This is a genomic window from Bacillus sp. GS3m_15504 (genome assembly GCF_055825275.1).
The window spans coordinates 489,182-508,774 of the sequence record NZ_JBVVNL010000001.1 but is presented as its reverse complement, the minus strand read 5'-3'; the positions used below and the strand labels follow the sequence as shown (position 1 = coordinate 508,774).

21 protein-coding genes and 2 other annotated features are annotated in these 19,593 nt (G+C 36.4%); of the genes, 4 read left to right on the top strand and 17 right to left on the bottom strand.

Features of this window, described 5'->3' with window-relative positions:
* Positions 1-8 precede the first annotated feature (8 nt).
* Positions 9-237, top strand: a binding site (T-box leader).
* A 50-nt stretch (positions 238-287) separates the two neighbouring features.
* Positions 288-515 (top strand) — a binding site (T-box leader).
* 161 nt (positions 516-676) lie between these two features.
* Both AC0L0O_RS02790 and AC0L0O_RS02785 read left to right on the top strand, forming a co-directional pair.
* Positions 677-2,431 carry an aromatic amino acid hydroxylase gene (locus tag AC0L0O_RS02790; RefSeq protein WP_283730179.1) on the top strand — a complete coding sequence of 585 codons (1,755 nt, stop codon included), beginning with the start codon at positions 677-679 and terminating at the stop codon, positions 2,429-2,431.
* Positions 2,412-2,726: a 4a-hydroxytetrahydrobiopterin dehydratase gene (locus AC0L0O_RS02785; RefSeq protein WP_000979542.1), complete on the top strand. Its 315-nt coding sequence runs from the start codon at positions 2,412-2,414 to the stop codon at positions 2,724-2,726. Before AC0L0O_RS02790 ends, AC0L0O_RS02785 begins: the two co-directional genes overlap by 20 nt.
* A 17-nt stretch (positions 2,727-2,743) precedes the next feature.
* Here AC0L0O_RS02785 and AC0L0O_RS02780 read toward each other — a convergent pair whose 3' ends face one another.
* A complete protein-coding gene (locus AC0L0O_RS02780; protein WP_000009814.1) occupies positions 2,744-3,601 on the bottom strand; it encodes a VOC family protein in 858 nt (285 codons plus the stop codon).
* A 21-nt stretch (positions 3,602-3,622) separates the two neighbouring features.
* Complete coding sequence (locus AC0L0O_RS02775) at positions 3,623-4,027, bottom strand: DoxX family protein (RefSeq protein ID WP_001071557.1); 405 nt, start codon at positions 4,025-4,027, stop codon at positions 3,623-3,625.
* 156 nt (positions 4,028-4,183) lie between these two features.
* Between AC0L0O_RS02775 and AC0L0O_RS02770 the strand changes: the two genes are divergently transcribed.
* Entirely contained in the window at positions 4,184-4,729 is a 546-nt protein-coding gene (locus tag AC0L0O_RS02770; protein ID WP_001020702.1) for a helix-turn-helix domain-containing protein, read from the top strand.
* Between the two features lie 32 nt (positions 4,730-4,761).
* Here AC0L0O_RS02770 and AC0L0O_RS02765 read toward each other — a convergent pair whose 3' ends face one another.
* From AC0L0O_RS02765 to AC0L0O_RS02705, 13 genes are all read right to left on the bottom strand, one after another.
* Positions 4,762-5,139 carry a MaoC family dehydratase gene (locus AC0L0O_RS02765; RefSeq protein ID WP_000025004.1) on the bottom strand — a complete coding sequence of 126 codons (378 nt, stop codon included), beginning with the start codon at positions 5,137-5,139 and terminating at the stop codon, positions 4,762-4,764.
* A 111-nt stretch (positions 5,140-5,250) separates the two neighbouring features.
* Positions 5,251-5,709 (bottom strand): GNAT family N-acetyltransferase, encoded by a 459-nt coding sequence (locus AC0L0O_RS02760; protein ID WP_000276123.1) that lies wholly within the window; start codon positions 5,707-5,709, stop codon positions 5,251-5,253.
* 56 nt (positions 5,710-5,765) lie between these two features.
* Positions 5,766-6,272: a GNAT family N-acetyltransferase gene (locus AC0L0O_RS02755; protein WP_000469134.1), complete on the bottom strand. Its 507-nt coding sequence runs from the start codon at positions 6,270-6,272 to the stop codon at positions 5,766-5,768.
* 306 nt (positions 6,273-6,578) lie between these two features.
* Positions 6,579-6,977 carry an ankyrin repeat domain-containing protein gene (locus tag AC0L0O_RS02750; protein WP_473785642.1) on the bottom strand — a complete coding sequence of 133 codons (399 nt, stop codon included), beginning with the start codon at positions 6,975-6,977 and terminating at the stop codon, positions 6,579-6,581.
* Positions 6,944-7,762 (bottom strand): ABC transporter ATP-binding protein, encoded by an 819-nt coding sequence (locus tag AC0L0O_RS02745; protein WP_000626544.1) that lies wholly within the window; start codon positions 7,760-7,762, stop codon positions 6,944-6,946. Before AC0L0O_RS02745 ends, AC0L0O_RS02750 begins: the two co-directional genes overlap by 34 nt.
* Entirely contained in the window at positions 7,749-8,777 is a 1,029-nt protein-coding gene (locus AC0L0O_RS02740; protein ID WP_000445949.1) for a FecCD family ABC transporter permease, read from the bottom strand. Before AC0L0O_RS02740 ends, AC0L0O_RS02745 begins: the two co-directional genes overlap by 14 nt.
* Before the next feature lie 5 nt (positions 8,778-8,782).
* Positions 8,783-9,730 carry a helical backbone metal receptor gene (locus AC0L0O_RS02735; RefSeq protein WP_000748469.1) on the bottom strand — a complete coding sequence of 316 codons (948 nt, stop codon included), beginning with the start codon at positions 9,728-9,730 and terminating at the stop codon, positions 8,783-8,785.
* A gap of 156 nt (positions 9,731-9,886) precedes the next feature.
* Positions 9,887-10,114, bottom strand: a complete 228-nt coding sequence (locus AC0L0O_RS02730; protein WP_000661445.1) for a YrhC family protein — start codon at positions 10,112-10,114, stop codon at positions 9,887-9,889.
* Between the two features lie 126 nt (positions 10,115-10,240).
* Positions 10,241-12,844, bottom strand: a complete 2,604-nt coding sequence (gene adhE, locus AC0L0O_RS02725; RefSeq protein ID WP_000260484.1) for a bifunctional acetaldehyde-CoA/alcohol dehydrogenase — start codon at positions 12,842-12,844, stop codon at positions 10,241-10,243.
* 260 nt (positions 12,845-13,104) lie between these two features.
* On the bottom strand, positions 13,105-14,238 hold the full coding sequence (locus AC0L0O_RS02720) for a bifunctional cystathionine gamma-lyase/homocysteine desulfhydrase (RefSeq protein ID WP_001201906.1): 1,134 nt from the start codon (positions 14,236-14,238) through the stop codon (positions 13,105-13,107).
* A 3-nt stretch (positions 14,239-14,241) separates the two neighbouring features.
* A complete protein-coding gene (locus tag AC0L0O_RS02715; RefSeq protein ID WP_001103860.1) occupies positions 14,242-15,165 on the bottom strand; it encodes an O-acetylserine dependent cystathionine beta-synthase in 924 nt (307 codons plus the stop codon).
* Between the two features lie 82 nt (positions 15,166-15,247).
* Positions 15,248-15,943 carry a 5'-methylthioadenosine/S-adenosylhomocysteine nucleosidase gene (mtnN, locus tag AC0L0O_RS02710; RefSeq protein ID WP_001217042.1) on the bottom strand — a complete coding sequence of 232 codons (696 nt, stop codon included), beginning with the start codon at positions 15,941-15,943 and terminating at the stop codon, positions 15,248-15,250.
* Between the two features lie 14 nt (positions 15,944-15,957).
* Positions 15,958-16,596 (bottom strand): class I SAM-dependent methyltransferase, encoded by a 639-nt coding sequence (locus AC0L0O_RS02705; protein WP_000536319.1) that lies wholly within the window; start codon positions 16,594-16,596, stop codon positions 15,958-15,960.
* Between the two features lie 136 nt (positions 16,597-16,732).
* Here AC0L0O_RS02705 and AC0L0O_RS02700 point away from each other — a divergent pair, with 136 nt between their 5' ends.
* Positions 16,733-16,948 carry a YrzA family protein gene (locus AC0L0O_RS02700; RefSeq protein WP_000010984.1) on the top strand — a complete coding sequence of 72 codons (216 nt, stop codon included), beginning with the start codon at positions 16,733-16,735 and terminating at the stop codon, positions 16,946-16,948.
* Positions 16,949-16,983: 35 nt separating this feature from the next.
* On the opposite strand, the gene AC0L0O_RS02695 is transcribed toward AC0L0O_RS02700, so the two are convergent.
* Positions 16,984-17,634: a YrrS family protein gene (locus tag AC0L0O_RS02695; protein ID WP_000897111.1), complete on the bottom strand. Its 651-nt coding sequence runs from the start codon at positions 17,632-17,634 to the stop codon at positions 16,984-16,986.
* Between the two features lie 116 nt (positions 17,635-17,750).
* A complete protein-coding gene (locus AC0L0O_RS02690; protein ID WP_000695123.1) occupies positions 17,751-19,505 on the bottom strand; it encodes a peptidoglycan D,D-transpeptidase FtsI family protein in 1,755 nt (584 codons plus the stop codon).
* Positions 19,506-19,593: the final 88 nt, after the last annotated feature.

Below are 19,593 nucleotides of genomic sequence, written 5' to 3'. Positions count from 1 at the left end.
CGAATTATATATCGGCTTTGAAGGAATACCAGTAGCGACTTATATCCCTGTCTCAGAGAACTGATGGTTGGTGCAAATCAGTACATATACAAGCGTGAATTACAATTCTGGAGCTTCTTTCCCGTAATGCTTTTTATGCATGAAGAGAAAGACGGATCTTTCCGTTATCTTAAAGTGAGTGGTAAACAATTACTTGTTTACAAATAGGGTGGTACCGCGATTTTTATCGTCCCTATCGGATTTTCCGATAGGGACTTTTTTGCGTCTGTCCTTTTACATAATTTCATATATACGCGTTGAAAGAATCGCAGTAGTATCTTATATCCCTGTTACAGAGAGCTAATGGTCAGTGGAAATTGGCACATATATAAGTATGAATTACAATTCTGGAGCTTTTTTTTCGTAGTGCTTTTATGCATGAAGGAAAAGACGGAGTTTTTCCGTTATCATTAATTGAGATGTAAGTATCTTTTCACTTACAAATAGGGTGGTACCGCGATTCTTTCGCCCCTATCGGATTTTCCGATAGGGGCTTTTTCTATTTCTCACAGAAACAAATGTTAAATAATTCCGAATCTTATGATAAAATTTTATAAGCGCTTACAATTTTGAAGGGTGGTGGTACAAGCTATACGAAACCGATATTTAATTTTACAGAAAAAAGGAGGATGTCTAAATGACAAAGAAAACAGAAATTCCATCGCATTTAAAACCATTCATATCCACACAGCATTATGATCAATACACACCGGTGAACCACGCTGTATGGCGTTACATTATGAGACAAAATCATAGTTTCTTAAAAGACGTTGCCCATCCAGCCTATGTGAATGGACTACAATCATCTGGTATTAATATAGAGGCAATCCCAAAGGTAGAAGAAATGAATGAATGTTTGGCGTCAAGCGGCTGGGGCGCTGTAACGATTGACGGACTTATTCCTGGCGTCGCATTTTTCGATTTTCAAGGGCACGGATTGCTACCAATCGCAACAGATATTCGCAAAGTAGAAAACATCGAGTATACACCTGCTCCAGATATTGTACACGAAGCAGCAGGACACGCACCTATTTTACTTGATCCTACATATGCAAAATATGTAAAACGATTTGGGCAAATTGGTGCAAAAGCTTTTTCTACAAAAGAAGAACATGATGCATTCGAGGCTGTTCGTACATTAACGATTGTAAAAGAAAGCCCTACTTCTACTCCTGATGAAGTTACAGCTGCTGAAAATAATGTAATTGAAAAACAAAACTTAGTTTCTGGCTTATCAGAAGCGGAACAAATTTCACGTCTTTTCTGGTGGACAGTGGAATACGGATTAATTGGAGATATAGACAATCCAAAAATATATGGTGCTGGTCTCCTTTCTTCTGTTGGCGAAAGCAAACATTGCTTAACAGACGCTGTAGAAAAGGTTCCATTCTCTATAGAGGCATGTACAAGTACAACTTATGACGTAACAAAAATGCAACCACAACTATTTGTTTGTAAATCATTTGAAGAATTAACAGAAGCACTTGAGAAATTTGCTGAAACGATGGCCTTTAAAACAGGTGGTAAAGAAGGCTTAGAAAAAGCAATTCGCTCTGAAAACCATGCAACTGCTGAATTAAATAGCGGATTACAAATTACAGGTACATTCACCGAGACAATTGAAAACGATGCGGGTGAATTGATTTATATGCGAACAAGTTCGCCAACAGCATTAGCCATTCACAATAAAGAGCTAGCGAATCATTCTACGGCTGTACACAGTGACGGCTTTGGAACACCGATTGGATTACTCACTGAAAATATTGCATTAGAAAATTGTACAGATGAACAACTACAAGCATTAGGAATTACAATTGGAAATATTGCTGAGTTTACTTTTGAAAGTGATATTCATGTAAAAGGAACAGTAACAGATATTGTAAAAAACGATAATAAAATCGCTCTTATTTCCTTTATCAATTGTACAGTTACTTATAACGACCGCGTTTTATTTGATGCTTCATGGGGCGCATTTGATATGGCTGTTGGTTCAACAATCACTTCCGTATTCCCAGGTGCCGCAGATGCTGCAGCATTTTTCCCAATGGATGAAGAAATTCAAGAAATTCCTGCTCCACTTGTACTGAATGAACTTGAACGTATGTATCAAACAGTTCGTGATATCCGAAATGAAGGTATTTTACACGACGCACATATCGAGCAATTAGTAGCAATTCAAGAGGTATTAAATAAATTCTATACGAAAGAATGGTTACTTCGCCTTGAAATATTAGAATTGCTTTTAGAACATAACAAAGGGCACGAAACATCAGCAGCATTATTACAACAACTTTCTACTTTCACAACTGATGAAGCTGTAACACGCCTTATTAACAATGGTCTTACGCTACTTCCAGTAAAGGATGTGAAAAATGATGCTACGATTAACTGAAGAAGAAGTTCAAGAGGAATTATTAAAGTTAGATAAATGGGTAGTAAAAGATGAAAAATGGATTGAAAGAAAATATATGTTTTCCGACTACTTAAAAGGAGTCGAATTTGTCTCTGAAGCCGCCAAACTATCAGAAGAACATAATCACCACCCATTTATCCTTATCCAGTATAAAGCAGTCATTATTACTTTGTCATCTTGGAATGCAAAAGGTTTAACGAAACTCGATTTTGAGCTTGCGAAGCAATTTGATGAACTATTTGTCCAAAATGAAAAAGCCGTTATAAGAAAGTAAAAAAGAGAAGCCTTTATTTAGGCTTCTCCTTTTATTTTGAAATGGATACAATGTCCAAATGGATCCTCGACTTGTAATATTCCATCTTTGTACGTAGCAATCTTGCCAATATTTTTTAAGCTTTCACATACTTGCTCTTTTTGTTTTTCATCTGCTAGTACAATTGTGAAATATTTCAAACCAACGGAATTTGGCATTTGCGGTAGTATTCCTTCACCTTGCCACGTATTTAAACCGATATGGTGATGGTAGCCACCTGCTGATACAAAGAGCGCCCCATTACGAGCTGGGATCGTTACTTCAAAACCAAGACCATCCACATAGAAACGTTTCGCTTCTTCCAAATCAGCTACATGGAAATGAATATGTCCCATCACAGTACCAGATGGAAAACCATTCCATGTACTTCCTTGCTGCAATAATTCTTCCCCAGCTAACGGGTTACTAACAAATGGTAGCTCTCCATTCTCATCACGCCAAACTTTTTTTTGGCGATCATGATAAATTTCAATCCCGTTTCCATCTGGATCAGCTAAATAAAGGGCCTCACTAAAGTAATGGTCAGCTCCGCCGTGCAGTGGATATACCATTTCTACAAAATGACGAAGGATATTCGCTAAATCCTGTCTGCTCGGTAATAAAATTGCGTAATGATATAAACCTGTTCTCCCTCTTTGCTTTGGTAAAGCTTCTTTCTTTTCTTCAATGATAAGGAGTGGTTCGTTATCTTCATTCCCAAATGTAACGACCATTTCATCTTCTTTTAGCACTTTCATACGTAGTACTTCTGTATAAAACTCTAGTGATTTCTTTATATTTGATACATATAAATGAACAACATCAAGTGTTGTATCGGGATGAAGTTGAAAACTCATCTTGTTAGCCTCCCATTTAAATTAGTTCTTCTTTGACATTTTCTCTTTTAAGAAATTATCTACAAAACCATCCGCTTTCGCAACAAATAAGTACGCCCCCATTGCTAGTAATGCAAGCTCTAATTCGAAGCCAGGATTTTTTCCATCTCCTAATAAACCAGCTGACCATTTTACTTTTACAATTGCTCCAACCATAACTAGTGCAAATAATAATCCAATATATCTTACACCTAAACCTAGAATTAATAATAGACCGCCAACTAATTCAACTGTTGCTACACCGTATGCAAGTCCTCCTGGTAAACCAATGCTTGTGAACCACCCTGCAATATTGTCAATTCCCGATTGGAATTTTGTTAAACCGTGCATAAAGAATGTTACCCCTAACACGATACGAATAATTAAGTTACCAATATGTTGATTCATTTCCTTCTCTCCTTTATAGTTTTCTTATACAAAACTTTTATTTACATTACAAAACATACACTAATTTTTTTTATTCGTCAATTCATTTTCACTGGGAAAATATATATTTTTTTTGCTATGATACAAATAGTTGTCTATAAAAAGGAGCTTGATTTTATGAATATTGGTTCTGCAATACGTGAAATTCGTCAACGTAGAGGCATAACAATTGCACAAATTTGTGAGGGAACAGGTCTTTCTAAAGGGTTTATGAGTCAGGTTGAAAATAATAAAACATCACCATCTATCTCAACTTTAGAAACGATCTCCAATTTTTTAAACGTTCCTCTTCCCTATTTATTGTTAGAACAAAAAGATCGATTGAAAGTTGTCAAAAAGGTAGAGCGTAAATATAGTGTATACGGAAAAGATGAACAAAGAATTGAACATGTTGCAGAGCAAGGTGGTCTTCGCCTCAATCTCGTAGAAATTCCTGCTGGGTTTCCGAAAGAAAACACACCAAATGCCCATGAAGGAGAAGAATGTCACCTTGTATTACGCGGAAAACTAGAAGTTCAACACGGAGAAGATGTTGCAATTGTAGAAGAAGGGGATTCTTTCTCCTGGAATGCATGTGTTCCTCATATCGTTCGTAATATAGGAGAAGAAACTGCATTATTACTCATCTCTAGTCATGCTGAAAATCGAAAACGTGTTTATTAAACAAAAAAGAAGCCTGTAAATCAGGCTTCTTTTTATCCTCTTATAACTCCATAGCTTGTCCCAACTAGTACAGTTTTTTCGTTTTGATTACGATAAACTGACTCGATTGAAACCTTTTTATAACCTTCCATTTGTTCAATATTTGTTAAAGTTAATTCACAAGTGATCGTATCTCCTGCAAAAACTGGTCTAATAAACTCACTTACTAATTCTCTTGCTATGTAATGTAATTCTTCTCCTACTTTCGTTCCAATACTAGCAGTCAATAAACCATGAACCATTAAACGTCCATTTTCATCATATTCCATATGATGCCTACCTTTATCCCCTGTAATATTTGCAAATTCAAAAACCTCTTCCTCAGTAAATCTTCTTTCGTATTTAAATACATCCCCAACTTTTATACTCATTTTTATCCCCCTAATAATAAACAGAATTTTCTTTCATTTTATCATAAAATGAATCTTAGTTGAGTTTATATTATTAAAATAGTAAGCCTTTTTCTGTTCTACTTTTTCTCCTTATCGGTGCCCCTCTTTTTTGGCTATTTGATATCCATAGTACGCACATGTTCCATTTCTCGATAACTCTCTCACCTCAAAACCACAACTTCTATAAAAATCAAAATTATTCGCAGAAGTATGTGCAAACCAGTCACCATGTGGCAATTTTTGCAAACAAAGAGCGACAAGTTTCTTACCTAATCCCTTCCCTCTATATTCACATTTCACAACTAAATTTACTATGTTCGCGACCATGATTCCATCAGAAATGACTCTAACCATTGCAATCATCTCTTCTTCATCCCAAATTGTGAATGCCCATGTTGAATTTTCAAATGCTATCGTAAATTTTTCAATTTGCCAAGAAGGGATATTCTCATTGCTCCAACCGGCATCTTCAAATAAAGTCTTAATTGCATATGCAGGTACACCATTCGTTCCCTCACGAATAATAAGTCCATTATGATAAATGTACATGTAATCCCCCCTTTATTTTTATATACCATTCTTCAAAAGATGCAATTTACCTTTTTTCATCCAACACGCCTAATAGAATAAACGAGAACATCGATCCCATGAAATGAAGTTGTTTTCTCATAACTAAGCCCTGTTTTTCTGGCAACAAAGATTGAGGCGGGGTGGTCCGGATTAATAAGAGAGATTAATTTATTCATTCGTAACGCTTGGAAGCCATAATCTCGAAATGCTGCTGCTGCTTCTTTCGCATACCCTTTTCCCCAATACTGAGGTAATAACCAATAACCAATTTCAATTTCCTCTTTTCCATCTATTTGTTGCTTCACTAATCCTGCATGACCAATTCGTATTCCCGTTTTCTTTTCAATTAATACAAATAAACCGAGACCGTTTTTATAGCTAGGAATCACCCACTCCTCCAAACTTTTTTTACACTGCATATATGTTTTTAACGTCCCATTTCCAATATAACGCATTACCTTCTCATTTCCCCATAGTGAAGCGTAGAACTGTAAATCATCCATTGTATATTTGCGAATTTGTAAACGATCTGTATGAAACATTTCTGTACTCCTTCCCACGAATTTTTATTTAATTACACGCTCACGTCTTGTATCCATACTAAATGTTACTATCTATTATAAATGAACTAACGTTCAAATACAGAATATTCAATCTCAAAAGAATTTAAAAAAGGCAGTAGACAAATATTGTCTACTGCATCCATATCATAACTAGCATAAAGAAAACTACAATTGAGGGGGGTGTAGGATTTTCAAATACACTAGATACTTATCCCGTTCCAACGGGCGGTAAACTTTCCAATTATATAAAAGTGAAAAGTTTACCGCACATAAGAACTTTGGCGGTCAGTAAGAAAGCACCGTTAAGTAGTCAAATACACGCTGTGCTTTTTCTCCACCCATTCGTGCATGTTGAAGAAGAGAAATACCATGTGGACCAGATGCACGTAATGCTTCTGGTTGTGCTACTAAAATAGCTTGTACAACTTCTATTTCTCCCAGCATAGCGGCCGCGAAAATATCCATTCGAGCACCCTTTTCTAATAAGTAAAGAGCAATATCTTTACGCCCTACATGTGCCGCTGCTCCTAACGCACTTTCCCAATCTGACCCACCCCAATTGTAAGAGGCATGAAGTAAACTTGGCGATTCAGCCAACAGTTCTTGTACTTTTTCTAAATCTCCGTGAGCTGCCATAACAAATTCCCTTACTAACTCAGTGGTAAAACGTTCTTCTGTTCGCATTTTGCTCCTCCTTTTTTAGAAATTCGTTTCGGTGTAAAAAATGGCTTTTCGCTTCCTTGAAAAATATCTACCTCTATGCCAAATATATGTTGAAACATTTCATGACATAACACTTCTTCTGGTACACCATCATACTGAAGCTTCCCTCGCTTTAATACGAGTAAACGATCACTATATTGAGCCGCTTGGTTAATATCATGTAAAACCATTATAATTGTCATACCAAATTCCTCGTTTAGTCGTTTCACAAGTTCCATTACTTCCAACTGATGAACGATATCTAAAAAAGTTGTTGGCTCATCCAATAATAAGACGTTCGTACGTTGTGCTAGCGTCATTGCAATCCAAGCGCGTTGTCTTTCCCCTCCTGATAAAGATTGTAAAAGACGATATTCATATCCTTCAAGATTTGTAACAGACAATGCCCAATCAACAATTTCTTCATCTTCTTTATTTAAGCGACCTCTCCATGATTTATGAGGGCCTCTTCCAAATTCGATTAATTCTTTCACTGTTAAATCTAATTGATGATCATGCATTTGTGGTAACATCGCTAATTGCTTCGCTACATCGGCACTTTTCATCGTATGAATACTTTTTCCATCTAAAACGATATCTCCTTCGCTCTGTTTAAGTAGTCTTGCCATTAAACGAAGCAAAGTAGATTTCCCTGACCCATTCGGTCCAATTAAACTAACGACCTCTCCAGCTTTAATATGTACATTCATATTTTGCATTTGAAATCTTTCAGAATGTGCGTAAAACACTTTGTTAACGGAAATCACGTTGCTTGCCTCCCCTATGAATTAAATATAAGAAGAACGGACCGCCTAAGAAGGATAATAAAATACCGACAGGTAATTCAATTGGATCGAACCAACTTCGAGCTATCGCATCTGCGAAAACAAGTAATATTCCTCCGCCAAGGCATGATAATGGCAGTAAATATTTATAGTCATTCCCAACTAATAAACGTAACATATGTGGTACGACGAGACCGACAAATCCAATAAGACCAGAAACACTCACCGCAATTCCAGCTAATAATGTACTTACTACTATTAAATAAAACCGGCTTCTCTCCACGTTATGCCCCAATAATTTCGCCATTTCATCTCCAAGCATTAATACTCGAATATGCTTGATACCAAAGAAAGCCAATATAATAGCGAATATTGCATAATAAATAATCATGTTTAAATGTGCCCAGCTCACACCACCAATGCCACCTGCTAACCACGGTAACACGGACTGTACTTTGTCACTATGCAATAACATTAACGCTGATGTTGCTGCACCAATTAATGCATTGATTGACACGCCTACTAAGACAATTCTTGAAGGTGGCGCCCCTTTTTGCCATGATAAAGCATAAATGATCATCGCCGTTATGAAAGCTCCTAAAAACGCCCCGAGCGGTAAAAAAGCCATATGCTGAGGGAATAAAATCATAATTACGATTGCTACAAGGCCTGCTCCAGATGAAACCCCAATAATACCGGGGTCTGCAAGAGGGTTTCTCATAACTCCTTGTAATAATGCACCTGATGCAGCTAAACATGTTCCTACTATAAATCCAACGAGCACTCTTGGTATACGAAGGTCCCATACAATTCGATGAACTGTCGACCCTTCATCTTGTATCCCTGTTAGAATATCTCGTAAAGAAAAGGATAAGCTTCCTGCGAAAAGGCCGTAAAAAAGACCTAAAATCGTTAATATAACTAAACTAACTGCTATGATCCATCTTTTTTTCGCAAAAGGATGTTCCTCTTCCCTTACTACTTCACTACTTTCCATACTTATCATTTCCTTACATCTTGTATACTTTTATACATAAAGTCCATCGCTTCTGTAACTTTTGTTCCAGGATTTGATCCAAATAAGTCAGGTGGCAAAATAACTACACGATTTTGTTTTACTGCATCTAAATTTTTCCATGCTTCATTTTTCATCATTTCACCTTCAAATGCTTTTTTAACACTATTTGGATCTCCATGTGTAATTAAATAAATCACATCTGGATTTGCCTCAATAATGCGTTCTACGCTTAGCTGCGCATATTGCGGATATTCCTTCATTTCTGGAAAATCAGCAGCGATATTTTTTCCGCCTGTCTTTTCTAAAATATCACCTGATAAAGAGGTTGGTAATGCGGCTAAATATGTACCTGGTGCTCCATACACTAGCAGTGCTTTCACATCGCTCTTTTTCTCATATTTCTTCATTTGAACATTAATTTTTTGATTAAGTTCGTTTGCTTTATCTTCTTTCTTCATTATCGTTCCATATAGCTCAATATTCTTTTGAATATCTTGTACAGAATTCGCAGAAGAAATCATTACTTTCGTTCCTTGTCCTTCCACCGTTGGAATGTTCTTTTGAAATCCATTGTTAGCAATAAGTACATCAGGCTTTAAGCTAGCAATTTGCTCAAAATTTGGCTGATGTGCATTCCCGATTACTTGTATTTTCTTTATATCCTCTGGAAGAGTTATTTTTGCATCCGGACGACCTACTATTTTTCCGCCTAAAGCATGAATAATATTCATGTCTCCCATACTTAATGTCGCAAAACTCTCTGGCACTTTATCGAATGTCACCTTTCTTCCTGACAGGTCGGTAACTTCTATTTTCTCTTTTCCTTTTTCTGTTTTTGTTGCCGATGCTTTTTCGTCTCCTTTTGCACTGCAACCTATTAATAAGAAAAAAATAGATAAAATCGCTGTGAATAGCGTAATAGATTTTTTCATTCTTTCACCTCTAATTGATAATGATAATCATTAACTACTATTCTACTTTAATTGATAAGGATTATCATTGTCAATATAAAACGCATACATTTTCTAGAAAAACAAAAAGCGTTACAAAAAAGATTCCTTCTTTTTGTAACGCTCTATTTATCAATATTATTCACATTCGTTTCCCTCTAACTCGTCTCGCATCACTTTCACACGCTGAAAGAAAAAGAAGGATAAACTTAAAAATATAACAATGCTCCCCATCATAACAAAAGGTTGTGATGTTTCTTTTGCTCCACTTGGAATCAATAAGCCAACCATTAACAATGTACTTACAGCGAGAAGAATTTGTCCGAACCGAGTATAATCTTCTATTTTCTCTTGTAATTCTTTCATTATATTCTCACTCCTCCATTTCACTGTATCATATTCTACTAAACTTAAAGACAAGTAAATACAGCCATTCTGGGAGATGTTTTCCAAAAGAAAAAGAGCCGCTTTACTGCGACTCTTTCATAACCATTACTCACCTTTATATGCTTTCATATAAATTTCTTTCAGCTCTGAAATGAGAGGTAATTTCGGATTAGCTGTTGTACATTGATCTTCAAAAGCTCTTTCTGCTAATAATCCAACAACCTCTTCAAATTGGTCTTTAGCAACTCCTTGTCCCGCAATACTCATATTTATATTTAAACTTTTTCCGAGATCAATAATTGCTTTGACGAGTGATTCTACACCTTCTGCCACCGAACTTGCTGGTAGCCCGAGCATTCTCGCAATATGTGCATAGCGTTCATCAGCCACAAAGTGCTCATATTTTGGGAACAATGCATGTTTTCTTGGCTTAATAGCATTATAACGAATTACGTGCGGCATAAGAATTGCATTCGCACGTCCATGCGGAATATGGAATTCTGGTCCAATTTTATGCGCTAAACTGTGATTAATACCTAGGAATGCATTTGCAAATGCCATCCCTGCAATTGCAGAAGCATTATGCATTTTTTCTCGTGCTTCTTCATCATGTCCATCTTTAAATGCTCTTGGTAAATATTTAAATACGAGATCAATGGCCTTTAATGCTAATCCATCTGTATAATCATTTGCTAAAACAGACACATATGCCTCGATTGCATGCGTTAATACGTCCATCCCAGTATCTGCTGTTACATGTGGTGGTACTGTCATTACAAATTGCGGATCAACAATTGCTACATCTGGCGTTAATTCATAATCGGCAAGTGGATACTTTATATTATTTTTCTTATCTGTAATAACCGCAAATGGTGTCACTTCTGATCCTGTTCCAGATGTTGTTGGAATGGCAACAAACTGCGCCTTACTTCCTAATTCCGGATATTTACATGTACGTTTTCTTATATCTAAAAACTTCTGTTTAATTCCATAGAATGTTGTTTCTGGGTACTCATAGAAAAGCCACATCCCTTTCGCTGCATCCATCGCTGAACCACCACCAAGTGCGATGATGACATCAGGCTGAAAACTTCTCATCATTTCCGCACCTTTAAAAACAGTTTCATCTGATGGATCTGGCTCAACCTCAAAGAAAACTTCTACTTTCACATCATTTGCATGTTTACGTAAATAATGCGCGACCGTATCTACATATCCATGCTCAACCATTCCTGGATCCGTTACAATAAACGCACGTGAAATGTTAGGCATATTTGCTAAATATGCTGTCGCATGTTTTTCAAAATAAATTTTTGGTGGTAATTTGAACCACTGCATATTCTTTTTTCTATTTGCCAACCTTTTTATATTTAATAAGTGCGTCGCTGTTACGTTTTGAGAAACCGAGTTTTTCCCGTAGGAACCGCAGCCAAGCGTAAGTGATGGAATAAATCCATTATATATGTCACCGATTCCACCTTGTGATGAAGGAGCATTTACAATAAGGCGGCAAGCTTTCATACGTAATCCAAATTGCTTTTGCACTTCTTTATTTACAGAATGGATAACTGCTGAATGCCCTAAGCCACCGAGGTTTAACATTTCTTCACAATATGTAAATCCTTCTTCTAATGAATTTGCTTTTACACAAGCTAATACTGGACTTAACTTCTCACGAGATAGTGGATATGCGGCTCCGATGCCTTGTATTTCAGCTACAAGCATTTTTGTATTTTTAGGTACAGTAATTCCAACTAATTCGGCAATATACTGTGCAGATTTCCCTACAATATCACTATTTACTGCACATGTATTTTCATTAATAACAAGCTTTTCTAATTTTCTTCTCTCTTCCTCTGTTACAAAGTAACAATCATTTGTAATCATTTCTGTTTTCACATCATCATAAATTTCCTTGTCTACAATGATTGCTTGTTCTGATGCACAAATCATCCCGTTATCAAACGTTTTTGATAAAATCAAATCATTAACCGCTCGTTTTATATGCGCTGATTTCTCTATATAACATGGTACATTACCAGGACCTACACCTAGCGCTGGTTTTCCAGTAGAATAAGCTGATTTCACCATACCAGCCCCTCCAGTTGCTAAAACAAGCGCAACACCTTCATGGTTCATTAATTGTTTCGTTGCTTCGACAGAAGGCTTTTCAATCCACTGAATACAATGTTTTGGTGCCCCCGCCTTCACCGCTGCATCGTATACTGTTTTCGCGGCTGCAACAGAACAGTTTTGTGCTGAAGGATGAAATGCGAAAATAATTGGATTTCTCGTTTTTATCGCGATTAATGCTTTAAACATTGTTGTCGATGTTGGATTCGTTACTGGTGTTACCCCAGCTACTACACCGACGGGCTCCGCAATTTCTATTATTTCTTCATGAGGGTCTTCGTGAATAATCCCTACTGTTTTATCTTTCTTTATGCTATGCCAAATATATTCAGTAGCAAAAATATTTTTAATGCATTTATCTTCGTATACACCACGACCTGTTTCTTCAACAGCCAACTTCGCAAGAGGCATATGTTGATCAACACCTGCTAATGCCATTTCATGAACAATGTTGTCAATTTGCTCTTGTGTAAAACTTTCTAATGCTTGTAAAGCCTTCCGACCGTTATTCACTAACGTATCAATCATCTCTTTTACTTCCTGCATTTCATTTACAACTTTCTCTTTGACTACCATGTAAATTCCTCCTATTCTGCTATCTTGGACTAAATAAGACCCTATAGGTCATAATCAGTCCCGATTAGCGCAAAAAAAAATAGAATTGCTTTCCTACATGAACCTCATTGTTTGTGAAATATTTCACAAGTTTATTCGTGAGTAACACTTCATGAACTTAATATACATGAATTTATTTCATTTGTGTTTGTCTATTTTGTGAATTATTTCACAAAATAATGTAATAAAAATGCACTGCCTATACTAGCAGTGCATTTTTACTATGCTAACGCTTGTGCTAAATCTTCAATTAAATCTTCTCCGTCTTCAATACCGACAGAAATTCGAATTAATGTATCTGTAATTCCTAGTTCTTTGCGACGATCTGCTGGGATTGATGCATGTGTCATTTGAGATGGGATAGAAATTAAACTTTCTACTGCTCCTAAACTTTCCGCCAGTGTAAAGTATTGTAATCTCTCAAGTACTTTATTTAATGTTTCTTCGCTATCTACATCAAATGAGATAATAGCACCAAATCCATTTGCTTGTTCTGTTGCTAATTCATGGTTTTGATGTGATGCAAGACCTGGGTAATATACTTTATTTACTTTTGGATGATTATTTAAAAACTCAGCAATTGCGCGTGAATTCGTTTCATGCTCTTCCATTCGAATTCCTAATGTTTTTAAACCACGAAGTAGTAAGAAGCTATCTTGCGGGCCAAGAATACCTCCTGTTGAGTTTTGTACAAAGTGAAGGTCTTCTGCTAATTGCGGGCTATTTACAACTACTAAACCTGCAACTACGTCACTATGACCTCCTAAATATTTCGTTGCACTATGAAGTACAATATCTGCTCCTAAAGAGATCGGCGACTGCCAATATGGCGTCATGAATGTGTTATCAATAATTGTTAATAAATCTTTCTCTTTAGCAAGAGTAGATATTTTTTTAATATCAGTAATTTTTAGTAATGGATTCGTTGGTGTTTCTACATAAATTGCTTTCGTATTTGGACGAATCGCTTCTTCGACTTCCTCTAAGTTTGTTGTATCTACAAATGTATGCTCAATACCGAAGCGGTTTAATACTTTCGTAATCACGCGGTACGTTCCACCATACACATCATCTGTTAAAATAACGTGGTCACCTTTTGAGAACAACATAATCGTAGCTGTAATAGCCGCCATTCCTGAGCCAAATGCAAAACCAGCATGACCGTTTTCTAATACAGCAATCATTTCTTCTAAAGCTGCACGTGTTGGGTTTCCTGTACGTGAATATTCATATCCTTGATGCTTACCAACTGCTTCTTGTTTGTACGTACTCGTTTGATAAATCGGTACATTTACAGATCCAGTTGAAGGTTCTCCTATGCGAATACCATGAATTAACTTTGTCTTTGCTCTCATTTTTTATTCCCATCCTTTGTATATGTCTTTACTTAAATAGCGCTCACTACTATCAGGAAAAATCGTTACAATATTTGTACCTGGCGCCGCTTTCTCTGCTTCAAGTAAACTTGCATGAAACGCTGCTCCTGAAGAGCTCCCAACGAGCAATCCTTCTTTTTGTGCTAATTCTTTCACTCGTAAAAATGCATTTCGATCAGAAATTGTATGAACCTCATCAAAATAAGATGTTTTCAAAAATGGCGGGATGAATTCAAGGCCAATCCCTTCGGTTTCATGTGAGCCAGCTTTACCACCATTTAAAATGGATCCTTCTGGTTCCACAATAACTGTTTTTATATCTATATTTTTTTCTTTCAAATAAGATGCAGTCCCCATAAATGTTCCGCCAGTTCCTGCTCCTGCAACAAATATGTTAATCTCTCCGTTAAGTGCCGACCAAAGTTCAGGACCTAGTGTTTTGAAATAAGCACGAGGGTTTGCTTCATTCGCAAACTGACTTGGAGAGTATGAATTCGGTATTTCATTTACTAACTCTTTCGCTTTTGCAATTGCACCGGTCATCCCTTGCTCAGTCGGTGTATGCACGACCGTTGCACCTAGTGCTTTCATTAATTCTTGTTTTTCAATACTAAATTTCTCTGGTACACAAACAATAACGCGTAAATCATGTTGTAACGCTGCAAGTGCCAGTCCAATACCAGTATTTCCAGCAGTCGGTTCAATAATTGTTCCGCCCTCTGTAACAAGCCCTTTTTCTAGCGCATCTTCTATTAATTCTCTTCCTAGCCGGTCCTTAACGCTTCCGCCTGGATTATAAAATTCAAGCTTTGCAAATAAACGGACCCCTTCTGGAAGTGAAAAACGAGTAATTTCCACAATTGGTGTATGACCAATTAACTCATGAACTCCACGATATACATTCATCGTGTTCTCCCCCTTATTTGCCAATAAAGAAAAGGCAACTGTATGTATTTTCTTTATATGAGACAGTTGCCTTTTGGTTACATTACTTTAACTCTTCTAATACTTTTACAATAAAGTTTGTAGAATGAAGAGCTGCTTGATCTAAAAATTGATCAAATGAAACATTTGATTCTTTACCAGCAATATCAGAAAGTGCGCGAATGATAACAAACGGAACTTCATATTGGTGGCATACTTGTGCAACAGCTGCTGCTTCCATTTCTACTGCATAAAGATTTTCGAATTTATCACGAATGGCTGCAACGCGATTCGGATCACTCATAAATGAATCACCTGTTGCAATCATACCTTTTACAACTTGAATATTTTCTTCTGCCTGCATACATTTCTCAGCTAATGCAACTAATGGTTCATCAGCCTTGAATCCAGGCGGCATTCCTGGTACTTGACCATATTCATAGTTAAATGCTGTTACATCTACGTCATGGTGACGAACTTCTGTTGAAATAACGACATCTCCAACATTTAGAGAATGATGGAATCCACCAGCTGAACCAGTATTGATTACTTTTTCAGGCTTATATCTTTCTAATAAAATTGTCGTTGACATCGCTGCATTTACTTTACCAATACCAGACTTTAACAAGATTACTTCATGTCCTGCTAATTGTCCTTTCGTAAATTCACAACCCGCAACCGTTTCTGTTTCTGCTTGTTCTAATTTGTCACGTAAAATACGTACTTCTTCTTCCATTGCTCCAATTACAGCAATTCTCAATCTAATCCCTCTTTCTATTGCTTAGTTGCCTCCATTACCCACACGAAATGATTTAATCTTGTAAACGTTACATGGAAGCCATTGTTTTCAAAAATAGTCTGCATAACTGGAATACGTGTATAGTATTCCGTTTGCAGATCGTTTGCTAACTGATGAAAACCTCTTTGTTTTGCTGCTTCAACAGTTTTATCATATGCATCTTGATCTGCAAATATCGTATCAGCAAAGACTATTTTACCACCTTTGTTTAGCAATTGACTATACTTCGCAATCGCTACATTTTTTTCATCATCTGTTAAATGATGAAATGCATAGGTGCTTACTATGGTATCAATTGAATTTGGGACTTCAAACGAAAGAAAATCACCTTCTGTAATGGAAAACTCTTTTGGCAATTTCTCTTTTGCAATCATGCGCATTTCACGTGACGGTTCTATACCGTAAACTGTGCGGCCAGCAAGTAATAATTTATTTGTTAAATTACCAGTACCAACACCAAATTCTAATACATTACCAAATGACTTGTTAACTACATCCTCTAGAATGTCCTCATAATGGGCGAAAACTTCTTTATATTGTATATCTTCACCTTGTACAAATGAGTCGTACGTATGAGCCCACTCATCAAATAAACCATTAAATTCTGTACCCATAAAAATTCCCCTTTTTCTTATCGGTTTTATCAGTATGATATTCCCTCTTTCTATAAATGTCAATTAAAATGTACATGGTATTTCCTTCTTTTCTTTGTTACACTATAGTTGATTACATAGGAGAGGGGCCGTCTTCATGTCATTTACCTTTGAAATGTTAGAAGATAAAGTAGAATTTTTTGAAGCGGGAGACTTAGCTTCTTTAGAACGAAAAATTAGTGAACAAATCGATAATAATAAAGCACTTATGCTTGAAGTTCATCACATCTCACATCAAATGGTTATGGATCCTGAAAGCAAAAGACCATATTATAGCGCAGTTGTTCATTTTAAATTAAAGAAATTACGCTAACTAAAAAAGAGAAGCTCCTAAGGAGCTTCTCTTTTTTAGTTTAGAGTTTGAACAAGTACTGGTTTCCAGCCCTCATTCTCTACCCAATCAATATTTACATAATATCTTTTACCTGATTGTTTATCTTGTACGTTACCGTAAGCTTTATTCTTACCGTTATTTCCGATTCGATGAATAATTAATTGCTCTACCGGAACGTCAATTGCAGCTGAAATCGCTTGATTCATCTCATTCCAATCTGCTGTACCTTTTTTAAACGTCATCGCAGGTGTTGCACCTTGCTCTGTTCCTACTGGCTTCCAAGAAGATTTCGTATAAGCGTCAGTTGCCTTTGGCTGTGTTTTTTCAGCTGGTACTTTCTCGTTAGCTTTCGCTTCTTCTTCAGCTTTTTTCTGTTCTTCTTCAGCCTTTAGCTTTTCTTCTTCTTCTTTCTTCTTAGCCTCTGTTTTCTCTTGTTCATTCTTCTTCGTCTCTTCTTTGCCTTTAGCTTTCTCAGACTTATTCTCTTTCGTTGTTTGCTGAGACACCTTTTTATCGCTAGAAGACGCTTGCTCTTTCGTATCAGGAACAAACAATTGATATGCTACAATAGCTACTGCTACTAGTACAATAGCGATTGCAATATTTAAAACACCGTTTTGACGACGTTTTTGTTGTTTCTGTTGGAATCTAGATCCTCCTGCCATTCTTCAAACCTCCATGCAGTTTTTCATACTTGCTATTGTAACATTAAATCTAGAAAGGTTGAACATCTACAATAATATTTTCACGAAATGAAAACATTTCACTATGAATTGCAAGATTACTTTTCATTCTCTAATCGATAGATTGATTCTACAATCGCTTTAAAAATAGGTGTAACTGCATTTACATTGCTACTCGTTTCTACATCCACAACAACTAAAGCATATCTTGGATTTTCATATGGAAAATAACCTGCAAACCAACGATTCTCTTTCGTTCCTTTTCCTGTTTGCGCTGTCCCAGATTTTCCCGCAACACTTAATGGTAATGAACTGAATGCTGCTCCTGTGCCTTTCTCCGTTGTCACAACGCTCCTTAATAACTGTTGTAATGTTTTCACTGTTTCATATGAAAGCTGTTTCCCACCTAATGTATGGTCTTCAAATGTATAAAAGTCCGTTCCGTTTTTATACATTATTTTTTCAACAGCTTTCACTTCCATCTTTTCTCCACCTCTAGCAATCGTCGCCATCATATTTGCAATTGCTAGAGGTGACATGCGTACATCTTTCTGTCCAATTGCGGTTTGCGCTACCGCCTTTTTACTATTCTTATCTCCTTCACTCCGCCAAATCGTAATACTCTTCTCCTCTGGCATTTGTTCAAAATGAGTTGCATGAAATACAGAACCTCTCCATCCAACCTTATCAGCGCCTCCTAAAGCCGCTACATAAGTTTCTAACACCATCCTATCCTTTTGTATTAACTCGTTGCCTAACTCTGAAAATGTCCTGTTACAGCTTCTAGCAAAACTCTCTTTAAAACTAAGTGTACCCATCATAACTTTTGGGTGGTCTTCACCATATAAATCTTTATTACAATTAAATGTGCGATTAAAAACATTTTCATTTTGATCAAGCGCTGCCGCTGCAACTATTGTTTTAAAAACAGAACCGGGAAAATGTGGTGTTAACATTTGATTTTCAAGTGTATTTTTATATAAACTCTCATCTTTCACCTGTACAGATGGTTTGCTGACCATCGCTAAAATTTCATTTTTCTTTACATCAAGTAGCACTAATCCTCCCTTCTTTATTTCACTTGCTTCAACTACTTCTTCTGCTTTCTTCTGTAACTCGTTATGTAAAGTAGTTTGAATCGTCACTGGATAAAATGGATTTCCAGGTGATGTATATTTCGCTTGTTTTCCAAAAATCGGTTCTCCTTGCCGGTCCACTTGATACAATACTTTTGCCTCTCCATCAGTCAAAAGAAATTCATCAAATGCTTGCTGTAATCCTGAAATGCCAATCGGCGTTTGTTTTGAAATTTTTCTTACTTCTCCGTACCGTTTTTGAAATTCTCGTTCATTCTCACCCACATTGCCAATTAAATGATTCATCACGCTAGTTTGCCGCAAACGAACTTCAGCTGCTACAATGCCTAATACATTTAATTGATTCACCTTCTCCATCTGCTCTCGTGCCAAGCGAAATGGTCCATTTCCTCTTTGCATAATAAATGCACTTTTCTTATCTTTCATTTGACTTTCAATCTCTTGTCTCGACATACCAATGATATGCGCAATCTTCTCTAACATGTCATTTTTTATTTGTAGAAAGGGAAAAATAATTAAAACAGGATACTTTTTCTCACCTATTTCCTGACCATTACGATCTATAAAATGGCCTCGTCCATCATCTAACGTAATGGATTGCGTCCGCTGTGTAACACTTTTTTCAATTAAATTAATCTTACGATCCGTAAATGATTCCGTATCGATAATTTGTATTTGAATTAAACGACAAAGTAATATAAACATGACACATATAAAACAAATTAAAACAATTGTAATTCTCCGTTTTATTTTCATAAAAAAACACCTCGTCTATTATAGTTTGGACGGAGTGTTTCATCTTTTATACAAATAAAAAAATCACTCGCTTTTACACGAGTGATTT

Excerpts from the sequence above, each read along its gene's own strand:
- adhE (WP_000260484.1), bottom strand. The coding sequence starts at position 12,844 with ATGGTAGTCAAAGAGAAAGTTGTAAATGAAATGCAGGAAGTAAAAGAG.
- AC0L0O_RS02700 (WP_000010984.1), top strand. The coding sequence starts at position 16,733 with ATGTCATTTACCTTTGAAATGTTAGAAGATAAAGTAGAATTTTTTGAA.
- AC0L0O_RS02705 (WP_000536319.1), bottom strand. The coding sequence starts at position 16,596 with ATGGGTACAGAATTTAATGGTTTATTTGATGAGTGGGCTCATACGTAC.
- AC0L0O_RS02760 (WP_000276123.1), bottom strand. The coding sequence starts at position 5,709 with ATGTACATTTATCATAATGGACTTATTATTCGTGAGGGAACGAATGGT.
- AC0L0O_RS02715 (WP_001103860.1), bottom strand. The coding sequence starts at position 15,165 with ATGAATGTATATCGTGGAGTTCATGAGTTAATTGGTCATACACCAATT.
- AC0L0O_RS02750 (WP_473785642.1), bottom strand. The coding sequence starts at position 6,977 with ATGCGAACAGAAGAACGTTTTACCACTGAGTTAGTAAGGGAATTTGTT.
- AC0L0O_RS02785 (WP_000979542.1), top strand. The coding sequence starts at position 2,412 with ATGATGCTACGATTAACTGAAGAAGAAGTTCAAGAGGAATTATTAAAG.
- AC0L0O_RS02770 (WP_001020702.1), top strand. The coding sequence starts at position 4,184 with ATGAATATTGGTTCTGCAATACGTGAAATTCGTCAACGTAGAGGCATA.
- AC0L0O_RS02730 (WP_000661445.1), bottom strand. The coding sequence starts at position 10,114 with ATGAAAGAATTACAAGAGAAAATAGAAGATTATACTCGGTTCGGACAA.
- AC0L0O_RS02790 (WP_283730179.1), top strand. The coding sequence starts at position 677 with ATGACAAAGAAAACAGAAATTCCATCGCATTTAAAACCATTCATATCC.
- AC0L0O_RS02695 (WP_000897111.1), bottom strand. The coding sequence starts at position 17,634 with ATGGCAGGAGGATCTAGATTCCAACAGAAACAACAAAAACGTCGTCAA.
- AC0L0O_RS02740 (WP_000445949.1), bottom strand. The coding sequence starts at position 8,777 with ATGGAAAGTAGTGAAGTAGTAAGGGAAGAGGAACATCCTTTTGCGAAA.
- AC0L0O_RS02765 (WP_000025004.1), bottom strand. The coding sequence starts at position 5,139 with ATGAGTATAAAAGTTGGGGATGTATTTAAATACGAAAGAAGATTTACT.
- AC0L0O_RS02775 (WP_001071557.1), bottom strand. The coding sequence starts at position 4,027 with ATGAATCAACATATTGGTAACTTAATTATTCGTATCGTGTTAGGGGTA.
- AC0L0O_RS02690 (WP_000695123.1), bottom strand. The coding sequence starts at position 19,505 with ATGAAAATAAAACGGAGAATTACAATTGTTTTAATTTGTTTTATATGT.
- AC0L0O_RS02735 (WP_000748469.1), bottom strand. The coding sequence starts at position 9,730 with ATGAAAAAATCTATTACGCTATTCACAGCGATTTTATCTATTTTTTTC.
- AC0L0O_RS02720 (WP_001201906.1), bottom strand. The coding sequence starts at position 14,238 with ATGAGAGCAAAGACAAAGTTAATTCATGGTATTCGCATAGGAGAACCT.
- AC0L0O_RS02780 (WP_000009814.1), bottom strand. The coding sequence starts at position 3,601 with ATGAGTTTTCAACTTCATCCCGATACAACACTTGATGTTGTTCATTTA.
- AC0L0O_RS02755 (WP_000469134.1), bottom strand. The coding sequence starts at position 6,272 with ATGTTTCATACAGATCGTTTACAAATTCGCAAATATACAATGGATGAT.